The sequence below is a fragment of the Methylobacterium sp. Leaf88 genome (assembly GCF_001422795.1).
Taxonomy (GTDB): Bacteria; Pseudomonadota; Alphaproteobacteria; order Rhizobiales; family Beijerinckiaceae; genus Methylobacterium.
In genome coordinates, this window is record NZ_LMMK01000048.1 from 1 (window position 1) to 16,486 (window position 16,486).

Here is a 16,486-nt window from a genome sequence, read left to right on the forward strand (position 1 = left end):
TCGTCCGTCCTCCAGGCTCAAAAGCCATACCAAAGGGCGGACCACTTCAATGGGGGCGGATCACGCTCGAACAGCCAGGCGGCCGAGTCTTTCCGCCGCCAGCGCACCACGCCGTGCGGCTGCAGGTTCGGCCCTTCCTCGATGACAGCCGCCAGGGCGTGTCGCCGCGCATCGTCGCGCGTGGGCCGTGGGCCGGGCTTCCTGCGCTCGATCAAACCGTCCGGCCCAGCCGTGTCGAAGGCCAGCCTCCAGTCGCGCACCCTCTGCAGGCCGACCGCGCCGATCCGCGCAAGGCCGGGTGCGGCTTTCGCCCTCGTCGATCGCGGCTCGCGCTCGAAGGCGCCGGCTCTGACCGGCATCGCGGCTCGTCCGCGCCCGGCGTCGTCGGGCATCGGCACCAGTCCGCGCGCAGGTCCACGGCCTTCGACAGGGCAAACCTCCTGGCTCGCCGCATCGGATCACGCCCGACGCGCGCGCGTAGAACCCGTGCGTCCTCAGCCGTACCGATGGGTATCAGACGGCCCGGACCAGCAGATCGATGAAGCGCCGGACCTTCGGCGCGAGATGGCGGCGGCTGGGATAGATGAGGCTGATCGGCACCGGCGGGGCGCCATGGTCCGTCAACAGCGCGACGAGCCGTCCTTCGGCGAGATCCCGTTCGACGACATAGCCGGGCAGGAACGCCAGCCCCGCCCCGGAGACCGCCGCGTCGCGGAGCGCTTCGCCGCTGTCGAGCGACAGGCGGGCGCGGGGGGTGACGGCGACGGTCCTGCCCTCGACGGTGAAGCGCCACGGGCGCCTCTGCCCGGCGCCGATGTAATTCAGGCAGTCGTGCCCCGCCAGATCGTCGGGATGCCGCGGCGCCGGATGCGTGGACAGATAGGCAGGACTCGCGACGACCCGATCGTGCTGCTGGGTCAGGGTTCGGGTGATGAGGCGGCTGGTCTCGCGGGGCTCGCCGATCCGAATCGCCAGGTCGATCCCGTCCTCGATGAGGTCGCCGATCCGGTCGGTGAAGCTCGCCTCGGCCTTCAGCCGGGGCCAGCGGGCCAGGAAATCGTTGAGCAGCGGCAGGATCACGACGCGTCCGAAGGTCATCGGCGCGGTCATGCGGAACAGACCCTGCGGCTCCCCGCCGCCATCGGACATCGACGACTCCGCCGCTTCGAGGTCGGCCAGGATCGGCGTGCAGCGATCGAGGAACACGCGGCCGTCGTCGGTCAGCCCCAGGCTGCGCGTCGTCCGGTGGAACAGGCGGACGCCGAGGCGATCCTCGAGGCGGGCGACGCTCTTGGCGATGCCCGACCGCGTCATCGCGCGCGCACGGGCCGCGCCGACGAAGCTGCCCGCTTCGGCGGCCGCGACGAAGGCGACGATGTCGTTGATGTTGCCCGGTGCCATGCGGCGCCGCCACTCCCTCGCAGTGTCGACGTCCCGTCGCCAATCACCGGACTATATCGGGGACGTGAACGGATCAACGCCATCGGGAGCCAGCGCCATGACCTTCAACCCCACCGTGATTCATCGCCTCGACCGATGGGCCGCGAGCCTGCGGGACCTCGCCCCCGTCCTCCGCGGCGAGACCGCGTCCGTGACGATCGACGACATCCGGCGGTCGTACGTCCGCACGATGGCCGAGCATCCGACGCCGGCCGACATGCGGATCGAACAGGTCGACATGGGCGGCGTGCCGGCGACCCTCGTCACCCCGCCGGAGGTCGCGGGCGACCGCGTGCTCTTCTACATCCACGGCGGGGCGTACATCGTCGGCGGGCCGGGCGGCTATCACGGGCTGGCCGCGGCGTTCGCCAGGGCGTTGAAGGCGCGCGTCTACCTGCCCGATTACCGGCTGGCGCCGGAGCATCCGTTCCCCGTTCCGATCGCGGATACGTTCGCGGCCTACCGCTGGCTGATCGCCCAGGGGCAGGACCCGGCCTCGGTGACGTTCGCGGGGGATTCGGCCGGCGGGGCGATGGTCGTCTCGGTGATGGTCCTGGCGCGCAATGCCGGCGTGGCGCTGCCGGCCGGCGGTGCGGCGCTCTCGCCCTGGGCGAACCTCGAGCACACCGGCGCGTCGATGACCAATCGCGAGGGCCTCGACAGGCTGAACACCAAGGCCGGCCTCGACCTGATGGCCAGGACCTTCCTGGGCGGCGCGCTGCCGAACAGCCCCGAGGCATCGCCGGTCTTCGCCGATGTCCGCGGGCTGCCGCCGATCCTGGTGCAGATCGGCGAAGGCGAACTGATGCTGAGCGACGCCATCCGGCTCGCGGCGCATCTCGGCGAGAACCGGGTCCGCGCCTCGCTGCAGGTCTGGCCGGGGATGTTCCACGTCTGGCACATGTTCCATGCCGAACTGGCCGAAGGGCGCGAGGCGATCGCCACCGCGGCGGCGTTCCTGGATCGGGCCGTGACGGCGGCCTGCGCCGGTTCGGGGGATCGCGGCACGCCGTGACGGTCTGTTCACCACACCCGACGAAGCCGCCGCGGCGGCGCGAGGAGCCACCGCACTGCAACAAAGTCGAAAGGGATCGATCCTATCCACCCCCTCTTAACGATGAGGGCAAGGGCGATGGGCGCGAAGGTGCTCCTGGCACTGACGGTGGTGGTCTACGTGACGACCGGGTCCGCTCCGCGGATGCGCGAGGTTCGCAACCCGGATGCCGAGGTGAGCGGCGGGCGGGTCGCCGCTCACCTGAAGCGGAATATCCTGTAGGGCCGTCGGTGCGGGACGCGGGACGCGCCGCGATCCGGATGGCGGTCGACCCGACCCGTTCGTCGATCGCGGCCGAAACGAGAAGGGCCAGCCCGAAGGCTGGCCCCTGGTGGGATGCGGTGCGGGCCGCTTACTCGGCCGCCGACATCTCGGGCGTGAAGTGGCCGCACCAGTCGCTGGTGGCGACCACCGGCCAGAGGCCCTTCGACTCGGGGGCGGGCTGGGTCACGGGCGGGTTGTAGCGGCACAGGCCCTCTTCGCCGGCCGCCTGGGCGCCGTTCACCTTGTGCTCGTCGAAGAACTTGCAGCTGTCGCAATGCGCGTGGCCGGCCATGGGAGCTCCTTGGGATCTGCGCGGCGGCGAAGGCCGCGCTCAGTTGCGAATTAGATCAATTCCAATCTGGCTGTCAACGGCTGGGCCGGGCGCCGGTTCCGACTCGGCAGGCGGGGAGCGTCTCGGCGACCGGGACGCCGCGTGCGGGCGTCCCGGTCGCCCCGTCAGTGCTCGGTGCCAGGCATGTTCTCCCGCGGCGTGCCGCCGTGATCGCGCACGAAGCTCGATCGCTTCGGGTCGTTCTTCAGGTCGGCGACCTGCTTGCGGGCCCCGAGGGCGAGGAAGCCGATGCCGCCGAGGGTTCCCAGGGCGAGGATCAGAAGTGGATAGCCGGCGCTCATCCGTCACACTCCGTTTGACCCCGTTCGGACGTTTGGGGCGAGTCTGCATAATGCTGCAAGATGGGCGGAGGTTGCGCAGGAAATTTCCGAATCACGGCGGGGCCGGTCGGCGTTCGACGGCGCTGGCGGTGTTCGGATGCGGGATCCTGTCCCCGTCGCGTCCGGGGCGGACCTTCACAACTCCCGGGGCTCGCCGGGGAGGCTTGGCCCGAAAGGCCTCGGGGTCGCGGGCTCTTCCCCGCTTCCGATCTCCCCGTGCGGCCGCGGACGGGCCGCCGCGTCCCACAGCCAGGATGTGGCGAGATAGGAGATTTCCACCGCTGCCAGCATCAGCACGGCATGGCCCAGCACGGAGGCCGGGTCCCTTTGGTTGAGGGCGCCTTCGAGTCCGATGGCGACCGCCAGGAGCGCGACGATCGCCAGCAGGCCCGAGATCCGGAACGCGCGGCTGGCCACGGCGCCCAGGAGAAGGAAGGACAGGTACAACATGGCGTCCCCGAGGCTTGGGCCCGTTCAGACTACCTACGGTTCGCGAAGGTACAAGTTCCACCAATAGGCTAGTTTGTGCTCCGCGGTATTACCCGTGCATTGCAAAAAAGCAGGATGGCAAAAGTGTTGTCGGGTCGAGATCGGTGCAGATCAGGAAGAGATGTCGGCGGATAGTGGCATCGAGACCGATCGCGAGGCCCGTCGCGACGCCGGGGGCGCTGGACGCCCCTCCGGGCCGAGGCGCGCCGCGCGTCGGCGCCCATGTCCGGGTGGGACGGGACGTGGTAGAGGCGAAGGCCGCAAGGCTCCCCCGGACCCAAGCCCCGCCCCGGAACAATCGATGCCCCGCCTCCCCCACGCCGCCCTCCGCCTCGCGCTCGTCGCGCTTCCCCTGGGCGCGCTTCCGTTGGGCGTGGTTTCCTTGGGGCTGACCGGCCCGGCCGCGGCGCAGAGCCCCGCGAAGGATTACCTGTTCCAGGAACAGCGCTTCAGCCGGGCTTGCCGGCCGCCGCTCAAGTACGCCGCCGGCGCCTGCGTCCGGCGCTGCCCGGCGGGCTTCGAGGATATGGGCCGCACCTGTCGGCAGAGGAGCATGCGGGGGGGCGCCGGCGGGCGCTGACGACTTCTTCCATGAGGACTTCCCCCAGGACGCCGCCGCCCGGCGGTCCTGCCCGCGCAGGCTTTGCGTGTGCGGGCCACCTCTTGCCATCCCGCCCTTGCCATCCCGCCCTTGCCATCCCGCCCTTGCCATCCCGGCGCCCTTGCGTGCATATGAGAACAGAGAGTGAACTCGAGCGCGTCCCGGCGCACGGCGACGGGGGAGTCAGAGCAGCATGGCCCGCTACCGCTTCCACTGCACCAACGGCCGCGAATGCGTCTTCGACGCCGTGGGCAACGACATCCGGGCGCCCCATCGACTGATGCGCCGGGCCGAGGCGGTGGCGCGGGACGTGATGCGCAGCCTCGGCGCGGGAGGAGACTGGGCGGAGTGGCACGTGACCGTCCACGACCTGCGCGGCCGGCGCGTCCTCGTCCGGCCCTTCCTGTCCGTCGATCCCCCGGCGCAGGGCCGGGACCGGCCCGCACGGACGGCGCGGCGGGCCCGCGACGGGGACGGCCTCGGGCAGGCCGCCTGAGCCCCGCGCGCGCGATCCCCTTCCAGCCCGTGTGCCCCATCCCATGTCCCCTGCCCCGCCCGGCCGCACGCTGTTCTTCTTCGAGAAGCCGTCGGCGATGCGTCAGCTCCAGCGCTACTTCCGCTCGCCCGGCACCGTCTGCGTCGCGGCCGAGGGGCATCTGCTCGCCGCCGAGGAGCCGGGCCGGATCCGGCCGGACTGGAAGGTCTGGCAGTTCGAGGCCCTGCCGATCGTCCTCGACACCCTGCCGGTGATCTGCGGCACCAACCGGTCCGGCCAGTCGCATGCGGGCAAGCTCGCGGCGATCGGCCAGGCCCTGCGGGGCGTCGAGCGCGTCATCATCGCCACCGATCCGGGGCGGGAGGGGTCGATGATCGCCTGGGAGGTGCTGGAGCATCTCGGCTGGCGCGGCCGGGTCGACCGCCTCAAGCTCGGCGCCCTCGACGACGTCTCCGTCCGGCGGGCCTTCGCCATGCTGGCCCGGGAGCCGGAATCCGGCGAGCGGGACTACGCCGCCTACCTGGAGGCGCTGTGCCGGCAATACGAGGATTACCATCTCGGCCTCAACGGCACGCGCGCGATCTCCCTGCGCCTGCGGCCGCCCGCCTTCCGCGAGCCCTGGCGCTTCGGCGGGGTGCAGACGCCGACGCTCGCCATCCTGGCGGACCTCGAGGCGCGCATCCGGGCCTTCGTCCCGCAGGACTTCTTCAAGGTGGCGCTGCACGCCGAGACCGGCACGGGAGCGGCCCTGACCCTGTGGCACCTCCCCAAGGAGCGGATCTTCGAACGCGCCGCGGCCGAGACCATCCGGGCGGCGGCGACCGCGTGGTCCGGGCCCCTCGGGGTGACGCAGCGGGACGTCCGCCGGGCGCCGCCGCGCCTGTTCTCGAAGGACACCCTGGCCCGCCGCTGCGCCAAGCGCTTCGGCTGGGACCCCCAGCACACGGCGCGGCTCGCGCAGGATCTCTACGACCAGGGCTATCTCAGCTATCCGCGCACCGAGTCGGATGCCCTGCCCGAGGGGCAGGCCGGGGATGCGGGCGCGGTGCTGGCCGCCATCGCTTCCGTGCTGCCGGACCTCGGCGCCCTGCTGACCGCGGCGCCGCCCGTCATCCGGCGCGGGGCGCGGGGGCACTACGTCAAGGATCCGGGCGAGCACCACGCCATCGTGCCCCTGCGCAAGGTGCCGGAGCCCGGGCGCCTCGCGGCGGACCTCGCCCGCCTCTGGGAACTCGTCGCCAAGGCCTATGGCGCCGCGCACCTGCCCGACGGCATCGATGCGCGCACCGAGGTCGTGGCCGAGGTGGCGACGCCCCTCGGCGCGAAGCGCTTCGCGGTCGGCGGGCGCGTCGTGCGCGCGCCGGGCTGGCGCGCCCTCTACGGGGCGGAGGCCGAGATCGAGGCCGATCCCGTTCCGGGCAAGGCCCGGCCCGAGGACGAGGCCCGCGCCACCCGCCTGCCCGCCTTGCGCGACGGGGAGGCGGCCAGGGCCGCCGGTGCCGAGATCGTCGAGGCCGTGACCGAGCCGCCCCGCCGGATCACCCGGGGCGAGCTTCCCGTGGTGATGGGCCGCCTGATCGACCAGGTGGACGATCCGGCGGCGAAGCGGGCCCTGGAGAACCCCGTCAATCCGAACGAGCCGAAGGGGCTCGGCACGGCCGCGACCCGGGACACCATCCTGCCCAAGCTCCTGAAGAGCCACTACCTGGCCCTCGGGGACGGCAAGGACCCGGCCCTCACGGTGACCGAGGTGGGGCTCGCCTTCATCGCGGCGGTGCGGCGGGTGTTTCCGGCCTATGGCGACCCGGTGGGCCGGGCGTCGTTCGAGGCGGAGCTCGCCGAGATCGGCCGGGCGCCCACCCGGGTCGAGGCGCGGGCGCGGGCCGAGGCGTTCCGGCAGCGCACCCGCACCCGCCTCGACGGCCTGATCGCCGCCATCGCGCAGGCGGAGGTGGTCAGCCTGGACCCGAGCCTGATCCCGCCGTCGCGGGGACGCGGAGCCGCGGGCGGCGGCGATCGTCCGCCCACGCCGGCCATGGTCGCCTTCGCGGTGGCGCTGGCGGCCCGCAAGGGCATCCCGCTGCCCCGCGGCTGCAAGAGCAGCCTCGCCCGCTGCCGGGCCTTCCTGGATGCCGAGGCCGGTCCCGCCGCGTCACGAACGGCGGCGCCGGGCGCGGCCGGCGGGCCGCGTGCCCCCAGCGCGGCGATGCTGCGCTATGCCCGGACCCTGGCGGCGGAGCGCGGCCTGGACTGCCCGCCCGAGGTCGAGACGCAGTTCGAGGCCTGCCGCCGGTTCCTCGACGCCCAGGCGGCGCCGACGCGGACGGGGCCGACCGCGCGCCAGGCGAGGCCGGGGCCGGTCAAGCCGACGCCCGGCGGGGCGGCCGGCCGGGGCATCGCGAAGGCTGCCGGCAAGGAGGCCGGCCGGGGAATCGCGAAGGAGGCCGGCACGGCGGCGGGACGACCGCGCCGGAGGACGGCCGGTCGCGGCGCCGGCTGATCGGGACCCGGCTGCGGGCCCGGGTTCAGGTGGCGGCCGGACGGCCGCGCAGGAGGCCGCCGAAGCTGTGGAACGGCAGCCAGAGAAGCTTCAGGAACGCCCGGATCGTCAGGACGGCGGCGACGGTGAAGAGCGCCAGCAGCGTTTTGATCATGGGAGAGACTCCTTGTGCATGGTCGTGGCCGCTGCGTGATCCAGGGCCCCGACCCGCCCCACTGGGCTCGGAGAAACGGGCGGGATTATGGAGGCGCCGCCGAATTCGGGACTCATCGGCGAGGCCTCCCTCCGGTCCGCCGGCCGCGCGCCGGTGCCGGAGGAACGGCGGCACGCTGCGGCCGGAATGGTTAACAAAACATGGCGGCCGGGATGCCGAGCCCCGCACGGGGCGGCGGAGACCGAGGGGGCGACGAAGACCTGCGGCGTCCCGCCCGGAACGAGCGTCACGGGGATCGCCTATCCTGCGTCCGGCAGGCCGGATCGCGCCGGGCCCGGCCCCGGCACGGGCCTGGCAAGGCCGAGTCGGCAACACCCGCCCGGGCAACGTCGCCTGGGCAACACGGCCCCGCGAGGGGGCCGCGCGAACGGCGCTGCGGAGCGAGACCCGACCATGACGAACCGACGCTGCATCCTTCTCGGCGCCCGCGTGCAGGAGGGCGCCGGCCGCCTCGGCTGCGACATGGGGCCGAGCGCCTACCGGGCCGCGGGCCTCGCCGAGACCCTCGGGGGCCTCGGCCTCTCCATCGTCGATGCGGGCGACCTCGCGCCGGCCCTCGCCGAGGAGCGGGCCCATCCCAACGGGGCCCTGCGCCACCTCGGCGCCTTCGCGGCCTGGACCGAGGCCCTGGCCGAGGCCGCCTACCGGCACAGCGCCGAGGGCCTCCCGATCTTCCTCGGCGGCGATCACAGCCTGTCGGCCGGAACCCTGTCGGGGCTCGGGCGCCGGGCGGCGCAGGAGGGGCGGCCCCTGTTCGTGCTCTGGCTGGATGCGCACGCGGATTTCCACACCCTCGACACCACCACGAGCGGCAACCTCCACGGCGTCCCCCTCGCCTACGCCACCGGCCGGCGCGGCTTTTCCGGCTACCTGCCGGCCCCCGCCGCCCCGATCGCCCCCCGCAACGTCTGCCTGATGGGCACCCGCAGCCTCGACCCGGCGGAGCGCGTGGCGGTGCTCGAGGCCGGCGTGCTCATCCACGACATGCGCAGCATCGACGAGGTCGGCGTCGTCGCCCCCCTGCGGGCCTTCCTCGGGCAGGTCGCCGCGGCCGGCGGGCGGCTGCATGTCAGCCTCGACGTGGATTTCCTGGACCCCGGCATCGCGCCGGGGGTCGGCACCACGGTGCCGGGGGGCGCGACCTTCCGCGAGGCGCACCTGATCATGGAGATGCTCCACGATTCCCGCCTGGTCGGCAGCCTCGACCTCGTCGAGCTCAACCCGTTCCTCGACGAGCGCGGACGCACGGCCCTCCTCATGGTGGATCTCGCCGCCAGCCTGATGGGCCGGACCGTGCTCGACCGGCCGACGCAGAGCTACTGAGGCGTCCCGCCGCGTCCCGGGCGGCCCCCCAGTCCCCACCCGACACCGACCGTCTGATCCCTTCGGGAGGGCGGATCCGGGCTTCGCTCGAGCGCCGCGCAGGCTCGCCGATACGGCCACCGCTGCGATCGAGCGGAGCCCGTATCAGAGGGGTGTTTGGGTGCGCGGAGCCTCCAGGCCGAGCAGCTGCGCGACCGCGCCCCCCGATCCGCCGATCAGGTCCGCCAGGGTGACCTGGTCGAGCACCGCCAGGAAGGCGTTCAGGGCATCCCCGAGAACCTGCTGCAGGCGGCAGCTCGGGGTCAGGACGCAGGCGGCCCCGGAGAAGCACGCCACCAGGGCGAAATCCTCCTCCGTCGCCCGGACGACCGTGCCGAGGCAGATCTCGGCCGCGGGCCGCCCGAGGCGGAGACCGCCGCCACGGCCGCGCATGGTCCGGATCAGCCCGAGCTGACCCAGCTTGTGCACCACCTTGGTGAGATGGCTCTCCGAGATGCGATAGGCGCGGGCGATCTCCGCCGTGGAACTCCGCCGCTCGCCGTTGACCCCGAGGTAGATCAGGGTGCGGAGGGCATAATCGGTGTGGAGCGTGAGGCGCATGGCGTTCACTCGGACGCGTGAGAGCGAGTCCGTGACGCACGGGCCCCGCGCGGGCCGCCTGGCAGGGGGCGCTTCCCGCGCGCGCACCGTATCCCGGCGTTGTCTCGGGGGACGACGTCCCGGGGATCGGACACATGCGGCGGCAAGCCTACCGTTGCGCGACGGACAGAGATCACGGCGTGGATGGATGTGCGACCCTGCGCCTTTGTCATCTTTTTATCATGGATCGGACGCCTTGGAACGGCACGTTCCGATCCGAATGGGCTTTCGCGCGTGTTCGTCGGGCCGGTTGCAGCCTCGGGGCCGGCCCCTCAATCGGCGGCGCGGGGGGGACGCCGCTGCGCCCAGTCCCGGTCCCGGGCGGCCTGGGCCTCGCGGACCTCGCCGGACCAGTGCTCCCAGTCCGGATCGGCGGCCTGCGGGCGCCGGCGGGCACGGGCCGTTGCCTTCTTGCGCCGCGCCTCGTCCGCCGCCTTCTGCCGCCGCAACTCCTCCACCGTCACCGGTTCCGGGGCGGGCCTGGGCGTCGCCCAGGCGTAGGTCCGCTCGGCGGGCCGGCGCGGCCGGTCGCGGTCCGGGGCGGGGGCCCGGCCGGCGTCCGGGCGACCGGCATCCGCCAGGACGAGCGCGTCGGCGAGGCTGAGACCGGCGGCGGCCGCCACCCGGGTCGCGGCCGCGCGTCCGGCCGCGCGCTCGCCGGGCGTGGCCCCGCGTTCCATCAGTGCGCGACACTTCGCGAACCGGTCGCGATCCAGGATCCGTGCAGCCATGGCCCACCCTACGGCCAAAGGCGACGGCGCGCCCCGGTCGCGTGCGGCCGTCCACAGCGCGGGCCGGGTGCGTCTCGGCACCGCGAAACGGGCCGGAACGCTCCATGGAGGACCCGGGCCCAGGCCCGCAGCCATCGCAGGCGACGATTCGATCCCAACCCGCCGATCCCCACCCGGCCGAGGAGATTCCGATGATTGCCGCAGGTCCGTTTCGCTGGCTCCTGACCCTCGTCGCGATGGTTTCGCCCTTCGCCGCCGCGACCTGCGGCGCCGCCGGCCGGAGCAGCCTCCAGCCGGAAGCCGACACCCACGTGGTGTATCGCCACTTTCTGTAGGCCCTGCTGCACGCCCTGACGCGTCGACGCCTGCCGCAGGACCCGCTCGATGGGGTTCGGGCGGGGCGCGACGGCGTTCAGGCCTGGCCGGCGACGATGGCGGCCCCCTCGATCAGGGAGAACAGGATCCCGGATGCCCGGAGCGCGGCGACGGCCCGGTACCGGCTGGATGGGCCGGAAGCCTCCGCGCCCCCCTCCAGGCGTTGGACGGTCGAGAACGGGAGCCCGCTGGCCCGGGACCGATCGGTCATGGACCCGTCGAGGAAGGCGCGCGCGGCGCGGATGTGATGCCCTTCGCGGCGCGGCGCCAGCCCCACCAGCACCGGGCCCGAGGCACACAGGGGGGGCTGGGGTCTCGGGCACGGACGTCCAGGCGCGGGCCGATCGCTCGACCCGGGAAAACTTACGGCTTCTGCTTTGGAGCGTCCGGGTTACGCAGGGACTATACTGGATTTCTCGCGATATCCCTGCTTGCCTAATGCTGGGAAAACGGCTCGGGACGTCCCTCCGCGGGCGGGGCCTCGACTCGCGGTGCGTCGCGTCCCATCCTCCCCGGCCGGGGCGGCGGTTCCGCCCGAACCGTGAGCCCGCGATGCGCCCTGCCGATCCGGCACCGCCGTCAGCCCGCCCCTTCGGTGCGTTCCTGGGGCCGCGTGCCGCGCCGACGCCCCTGCGTCGGCGCCTGACCGCGGAGACCCGCGCGCCCGAGCCCGAGCGCGTCGCCGCCTGCCTGGAGGCGGTGACGACGGATCCCGGGGCCGCGGCGGTCACCGCGCGCCTCGCGCACGCGCTCGTCGGACGCCTGCGCGCCCAGGGCCCGGTCGGCGGAGTCCAGGGCCTGCTGCGGGAATACAGCCTGTCGACGGAGGAGGGCGTGGCCCTGATGTGCCTCGCCGAGGCGCTGCTGCGCATTCCCGATCCGGAGACCCGCGACGCGCTGATCCGCGACACGATCGGACAGGGGGACTGGGCGGCCCATCTCGGGCACAGCCCCTCGCTCTTCGTCAACGCGGCCACCTGGGGGCTGGTGCTCACCGGACGCCTCGCCCGCGCCGCGGAGCGCCGCGAGGCGGGGCTGTCCGGCTCCCTCGCCCGGGTCGTCGCCCGGGGCGGCGAGCCCCTGGTCCGCGAGGGCGTCGACCAGGCCATGCGCCTCATGGGCGGCCAGTACGTCGCCGGCGAGACCATCGCGCAGGCCCTGCGCCAGGCCCGCCACCAGGAGGCGCGCGGCTTCACCCACTCCTTCGACATGCTCGGCGAGGCGGCGATGAATGCGGCCGACGCCGCGCGCTACACGGCCGACTACACGCACGCCATCCACGCCATCGGGGCGGCCTCGGCGGGGCGCGGCCTCGTCTCCGGCCCCGGCATCTCGATCAAGCTCTCGGCCCTGCATCCGCGCTACGTCCGCGCCCAGCGGGACCGGGTGATGGCCGAACTCCTGCCCCGCGTCGCCGCCCTGGCCCGCCTCGCCCGCCACGACGACATCGGCCTCACCATCGACGCCGAGGAGGCCGATCGCCTCGACCTCTCCCTCGACATCCTGGAAGCCCTCTGCGCCGACCCGGACCTGGCCGGCTGGAACGGCCTCGGCTTCGTGGTGCAGGCCTACCAGAAGCGGGCGCTGACGCTGGTCGCGGTCCTCGTCGACCTCGCCCGCCGCTCCGGGCGCCGCCTCATGGTCCGCCTCGTCAAGGGCGCCTACTGGGACACCGAGATCAAGCGGGCGCAGGTGGCGGGCCTGGAGGACTTCCCCGTCTTCACCCGCAAGGTCCACACCGACCTGTCGTACCGCGCCTGCGCGGAGCGGATGCTCGCCGCCCCCGACGCGATCTTCCCGCAATTCGCCACCCACAACGCCCAGACCCTGGCCGCCCTCCACACCCTGGCGGGGCCCGACTTCCATCTCGGACGCTACGAGTTCCAGTGCCTGCACGGCATGGGCGAGGCCCTCTACGCGGCGGTGGTGGGACCGGACGGGCTCGACCGCCCCTGCCGGATCTACGCGCCGGTGGGGACCCACGAGACGCTGCTGGCCTACCTCGTGCGCCGCCTCCTCGAGAACGGCGCCAACACCTCCTTCGTCAACCGGGTCGCGGATGCGCGGGTGGCCGTGGCCGACCTCGCCGCCGACCCGGTCGCGGTGGTGCGGGCCGCGCAGCCTCCCGGCGCCCCCCACCCGGCGATCCGAAAGCCCCGCGACCTCGTCCCCGACCGGGTCGCGGCCGCCGGCCTCGACCTGTCCGACGAGCAGGGGCTGGCCGATCTCGCCGGCCGCCTGGCGGCGGAGGGTGCGCGTCTCTGGCGGGCGGTGCCGATGCTGGCCGAGGCCGAGCGCACCGGGCCGGCCCGCGACGTCCGCAACCCGGCCGACCGGGCGGACCGCGTCGGCACCGTGGTGGAGGCCGGGCCGGACCTCGTGGGGGAAGCCCTGGCCCAGGCCGGGACCGGGGCCGCGGCCTGGGCCGCGCGGCCGGGTGCGGCGCGGGCGGCGATCCTGGAGGCGGCGGCCGCGACGCTGAGTGCGCGCCAGCCGGCGCTCATCGCCCTCCTGATCCGCGAGGCCGGCAAGTCGGCCGCCAACGCGCTGGCGGAGGTGCGGGAGGCGGTGGACTTCCTGCGCGACTATGCCGGGCAGGCCCGGGACTTCGCCCCCGCCACGCACCGGCCCCTCGGCGTCGTCGCCTGCATCAGTCCCTGGAACTTCCCCCTGGCGATCTTCACCGGCCAGGTGGCGGCGGCCCTCGCCGCCGGCAACGGCGTCCTGGCCAAGCCCGCCGAGGAGACCCCGCTGGTCGCCGCCGAGGCGGTGCGGATCCTGCGCGCGGCCGGGGTGCCGGCGGGCGCCCTCCAGCTCCTGCCCGGCGGCGGCGAGACCGGGGCCGCCCTCGTGGCCGACCCGCGCGTGAACGGCGTCCTGTTCACCGGCTCCACCGCGGTGGCGGCGGGCATCCAGGCGACCCTCGCGCGGCGCCTCAGCCCGGAGGGCCACCCCGTGCCCCTGGTGGCCGAGACCGGGGGGCTGAACGCCCTGGTGGTCGATTCCTCGGCCCTGACCGAGCAGGTGGTGGCCGATACCCTGGTCTCGGCCTTCGATTCCGCCGGCCAGCGCTGCTCGGCCCTGCGCCTGCTGGCGCTGCAGGAGGAGATCGCAGACCGGACCCTGGCCATGCTGAAGGGGGCCCTCGCCGCGTGGCGGGTCGGCAACCCGGACCGGCTGGCCACCGATATCGGGCCGGTGATCGGCGCACAGGCGCGCGACGCCATCGAGGCCCACGTCGCCGCGATGCGCGCCGCCGGATATCCCGTTTACCGGGCGCCCCTGCCGGAGGCCTGCGACCGGGGCACCTTCGTCGCCCCGACCGTGATCGAGATCCCGTCCGTCGCCGCCCTCACCCGCGAGGTCTTCGGCCCGGTGCTGCACGTGGTGCGCTTCGACCGCACCGCCTTCGCGGCGACGATCGCGGCCGTCGACGCCACCGGCTACGGCCTCACCTTCGGCGTCCAGACCCGCCTCGACACGGCGATCGCCCGGGCCTGCGCCCTGAGCGCGGCGGGCAACCTCTACGTCAACCGCAACCTCGTCGGGGCCGTGGTCGGGATGCAGCCCTTCGGCGGGCACGGCCTCTCCGGCACCGGCCCGAAGGCCGGCGGTCCGCTCCTCCTGCGGCGCCTCCTCGCCGCCGCCCCGGCCGGGACCGGCCTTCCGCCCGGGCCGCCCGCCCCGGCGGCCCTCGCCTGGGTCCGGTGGCTGCGCGACCAGGGCCGGCCCGGGGAGGCCGCGGCTGCGGAAGCGCGGATCGCCCAAAGCCCGGTGGGCGGCGGGCTCCGGCTGCCGGGCCCGGTGGGCGAGGAGAACCGCTACGACCTGCATCCGCGCGGCACCATCCTGTGCCGGGCGGCGACCGGGCCGGGCCTCGCAGCCCAGATCGGCGCGGCGCTCGCCACCGGCAACCGCGTCGTTCTCAGTCCCACCGCGCCGGCCCAAGTCCTCCTCGCCGCCCTGCCGCACCCCCTGCCGCACGATCTGGACGGCTTCATCCGGGCCGCCGATCCGGAGACCGCCGCCGACGCGGTCCTGTGGGAGGGCGCGTCCGAGGCCCTGACGGCCTTCGCCGCGGCCCTCGCCGCCCGTCCCGGCCCCCTGGTGGCCATCCACCGGCCCCGCCCCGATCCGGCCGCCGGCTCCGAGGCCTACCCGGTCGAGGGCCTTGTCCGCGAGCGCGTGGTCAGCCGCAACACGGCGGCGGCCGGCGGCAACGCCGGCCTGATGACCCTGGACGGGTGAGGGCCGCCGGCGCGATCGGAGACGAAAGCCTCGGGATCGCAGGGGCTTGTGGGCGGATCCGGGCGCCCACGTTGCAATCGGGCGCCAAACCCGCGACCCTGGCGCCCGCATCTTCCCGCCCCGGCCGCCTCTCAGGGCCCCTCATCCGCACCGCATGTCCGCGTTCACCTTCATCCACGCCGCCGACCTGCATCTCGGCAGCCCGCTCAGCGGCCTCGCTCTCAAGGACCCCGACATCGCCCGGCGCTTCGCCTCGGCGGGGCGCCGGGCCTTCGAGGATCTCGTCACCCTGGCGATCGAGCGGAGCGTCGCCTTCCTGATCGTGGCCGGCGACGTCTATGACGGCGACTGGTCCGACAACACCATCGGGCTGTTCTTCGCCCGGCAGGTCGCCCGCCTCGACCGGGCCGGCATCCCCGTCATCCTGGTGCGCGGCAACCACGACGCCGAGAGCGTCATCACCCGCTCGATCACCCTGCCGGACTCCGTGCGCAGCTTCCCGACGAGCCGGGCCGAGACCCACCGCCTCGAGCCCTTCAAGGTGGCGCTGCACGGGCGCAGCTTTCCCAACCGGGCGGTGGAGGAGAACTACGCCCTCACCTATCCGCCCGCCCTGCCGGGCTGGTTCAACATCGGCATCCTGCACACCTCCTGCACCGGCCACGCGGCCCACGCCACCTACGCCCCCTGCTCGGTGGCGGACCTGGCGGGGCGGGGCTACGCCTACTGGGCGCTCGGCCACGTGCACGAGTACGCCGAACTCGCCCGCGACCCCTGGATCGTGTTTCCGGGCAACCTGCAGGGGCGCAGCATCCGGGAGCCCGGCCAGAAGGGCGCCGTCGCGGTGTCCGTCGCCGACGGGCGGGTTCAGGGCGTCGAGCGCCTCATCGTCGACCAGGCCCGATTCCAACCCGTCGACGTCGATCTCTCCGGCGTGGCCGACGAGCGCGCGGCGGTCGCCCGCGTCGAGGCGGCCCTGCGCCCGCTCGCGGAGGCCGCCGCGGCGCGCCTCATCGCCGTGCGGGTGCGCCTGCGGGGGGAGACCCCGGCGCACGACCGCCTGGCGGCCGACCGCGACGGGCTCACCGCCGAGATCCAGGCCGCCGCCCACCGCCTCCACGAGGACATCTGGCTGGAGCGCCTGAAGATCGAGACCGCCCGTCCGCGCCGGCCCGTCGCGGAGGCCCGCCCCGACGCCTTCGCGGCCATCGACCCCGCCACCCTGCTGGCGGCGGTGGACCACGAGCCGGACTTCCGCGCCCGCGCCCGGGCGGCGCTGGCCGAGATCGCCGCCAAGATGCCGGCCGGCCTCGCCGCCGAGGACGACCTCGCCGCCGACCTCGAGGCCCTCTGCGCGGAGGCCGAGGCGGTGATCCTCGGGCGCCTCTCCGGGCGGTCCTGCTGAACGCCGCCCCGTCGAACGACCGCCCGCCGGCAAGC

General features: G+C 74.2%; 17 protein-coding genes and 1 pseudogene. 9 read left to right on the forward strand and 9 right to left on the reverse strand.

The annotated features are described in order from the left end of the window. Positions 1-62: 62 nt before the first annotated feature. Positions 63-430 (reverse strand): annotated as a pseudogene (locus ASF20_RS19010) (helix-turn-helix domain-containing protein); the annotation flags it as partial. Between the two features lie 83 nt (positions 431-513). Further along, positions 514-1,401 (reverse strand): LysR family transcriptional regulator, encoded by an 888-nt coding sequence (locus tag ASF20_RS19015; protein ID WP_056276928.1) that lies wholly within the window; start codon positions 1,399-1,401, stop codon positions 514-516. Positions 1,402-1,498: 97 nt separating this feature from the next. Here ASF20_RS19015 and ASF20_RS19020 point away from each other — a divergent pair, with 97 nt between their 5' ends. Continuing rightward, positions 1,499-2,455 (forward strand): alpha/beta hydrolase, encoded by a 957-nt coding sequence (locus ASF20_RS19020; RefSeq protein ID WP_056276931.1) that lies wholly within the window; start codon positions 1,499-1,501, stop codon positions 2,453-2,455. Positions 2,456-2,572: 117 nt separating this feature from the next. Beyond that, entirely contained in the window at positions 2,573-2,716 is a 144-nt protein-coding gene (locus tag ASF20_RS24680; protein ID WP_200927245.1) for a hypothetical protein, read from the forward strand. 130 nt (positions 2,717-2,846) lie between these two features. On the opposite strand, the gene ASF20_RS19025 is transcribed toward ASF20_RS24680, so the two are convergent. The 3 genes from ASF20_RS19025 to ASF20_RS19030 form a co-directional block, all read right to left on the reverse strand. Beyond that, entirely contained in the window at positions 2,847-3,050 is a 204-nt protein-coding gene (locus tag ASF20_RS19025) for a hypothetical protein (protein ID WP_055953942.1), read from the reverse strand. A gap of 164 nt (positions 3,051-3,214) precedes the next feature. After that, positions 3,215-3,391, reverse strand: coding sequence for a hypothetical protein (locus ASF20_RS24685; protein ID WP_200917502.1), 177 nt, complete (start codon positions 3,389-3,391; stop codon positions 3,215-3,217). 174 nt (positions 3,392-3,565) lie between these two features. Further along, positions 3,566-3,880 (reverse strand): hypothetical protein, encoded by a 315-nt coding sequence (locus ASF20_RS19030; RefSeq protein ID WP_056221872.1) that lies wholly within the window; start codon positions 3,878-3,880, stop codon positions 3,566-3,568. A 340-nt stretch (positions 3,881-4,220) separates the two neighbouring features. On the opposite strand from ASF20_RS19030, the gene ASF20_RS19035 reads away from it, so the two are divergent. From ASF20_RS19035 to ASF20_RS19045, 3 genes are all read left to right on the forward strand, one after another. After that, positions 4,221-4,499: a hypothetical protein gene (locus ASF20_RS19035; protein ID WP_056276934.1), complete on the forward strand. Its 279-nt coding sequence runs from the start codon at positions 4,221-4,223 to the stop codon at positions 4,497-4,499. 214 nt (positions 4,500-4,713) lie between these two features. After that, positions 4,714-5,016: a hypothetical protein gene (locus ASF20_RS19040; RefSeq protein ID WP_244476495.1), complete on the forward strand. Its 303-nt coding sequence runs from the start codon at positions 4,714-4,716 to the stop codon at positions 5,014-5,016. A 43-nt stretch (positions 5,017-5,059) separates the two neighbouring features. After that, positions 5,060-7,516: a DNA topoisomerase gene (locus ASF20_RS19045; protein WP_200927246.1), complete on the forward strand. Its 2,457-nt coding sequence runs from the start codon at positions 5,060-5,062 to the stop codon at positions 7,514-7,516. A 25-nt stretch (positions 7,517-7,541) separates the two neighbouring features. Here ASF20_RS19045 and ASF20_RS25310 read toward each other — a convergent pair whose 3' ends face one another. Beyond that, positions 7,542-7,670: a hypothetical protein gene (locus ASF20_RS25310; protein ID WP_274533541.1), complete on the reverse strand. Its 129-nt coding sequence runs from the start codon at positions 7,668-7,670 to the stop codon at positions 7,542-7,544. 453 nt (positions 7,671-8,123) lie between these two features. Between ASF20_RS25310 and rocF the strand changes: the two genes are divergently transcribed. After that, positions 8,124-9,053, forward strand: coding sequence for an arginase (rocF, locus tag ASF20_RS19050; protein WP_056276937.1), 930 nt, complete (start codon positions 8,124-8,126; stop codon positions 9,051-9,053). Positions 9,054-9,197: 144 nt separating this feature from the next. Here rocF and ASF20_RS19055 read toward each other — a convergent pair whose 3' ends face one another. Both ASF20_RS19055 and ASF20_RS24265 read right to left on the reverse strand, forming a co-directional pair. After that, entirely contained in the window at positions 9,198-9,653 is a 456-nt protein-coding gene (locus tag ASF20_RS19055) for an Rrf2 family transcriptional regulator (protein WP_056276941.1), read from the reverse strand. A 311-nt stretch (positions 9,654-9,964) separates the two neighbouring features. Further along, a complete protein-coding gene (locus ASF20_RS24265; RefSeq protein WP_244476496.1) occupies positions 9,965-10,372 on the reverse strand; it encodes a hypothetical protein in 408 nt (135 codons plus the stop codon). Between the two features lie 242 nt (positions 10,373-10,614). On the opposite strand from ASF20_RS24265, the gene ASF20_RS24270 reads away from it, so the two are divergent. Further along, positions 10,615-10,758 carry a hypothetical protein gene (locus ASF20_RS24270; protein ID WP_156389683.1) on the forward strand — a complete coding sequence of 48 codons (144 nt, stop codon included), beginning with the start codon at positions 10,615-10,617 and terminating at the stop codon, positions 10,756-10,758. A gap of 77 nt (positions 10,759-10,835) precedes the next feature. On the opposite strand, the gene ASF20_RS19065 is transcribed toward ASF20_RS24270, so the two are convergent. Next, entirely contained in the window at positions 10,836-11,009 is a 174-nt protein-coding gene (locus tag ASF20_RS19065) for a hypothetical protein (protein WP_156648133.1), read from the reverse strand. Between the two features lie 341 nt (positions 11,010-11,350). Here ASF20_RS19065 and putA point away from each other — a divergent pair, with 341 nt between their 5' ends. Further along, complete coding sequence (putA, locus tag ASF20_RS19070; protein WP_056276952.1) at positions 11,351-15,046, forward strand: bifunctional proline dehydrogenase/L-glutamate gamma-semialdehyde dehydrogenase PutA; 3,696 nt, start codon at positions 11,351-11,353, stop codon at positions 15,044-15,046. Between the two features lie 154 nt (positions 15,047-15,200). Beyond that, the gene (locus tag ASF20_RS19075) at positions 15,201-16,451 is read left to right on the forward strand and encodes a DNA repair exonuclease (RefSeq protein WP_056276956.1); all 1,251 of its coding nucleotides are present in this window, start codon (positions 15,201-15,203) and stop codon (positions 16,449-16,451) included. The last annotated feature ends 35 nt before the right edge of the window (positions 16,452-16,486 follow it).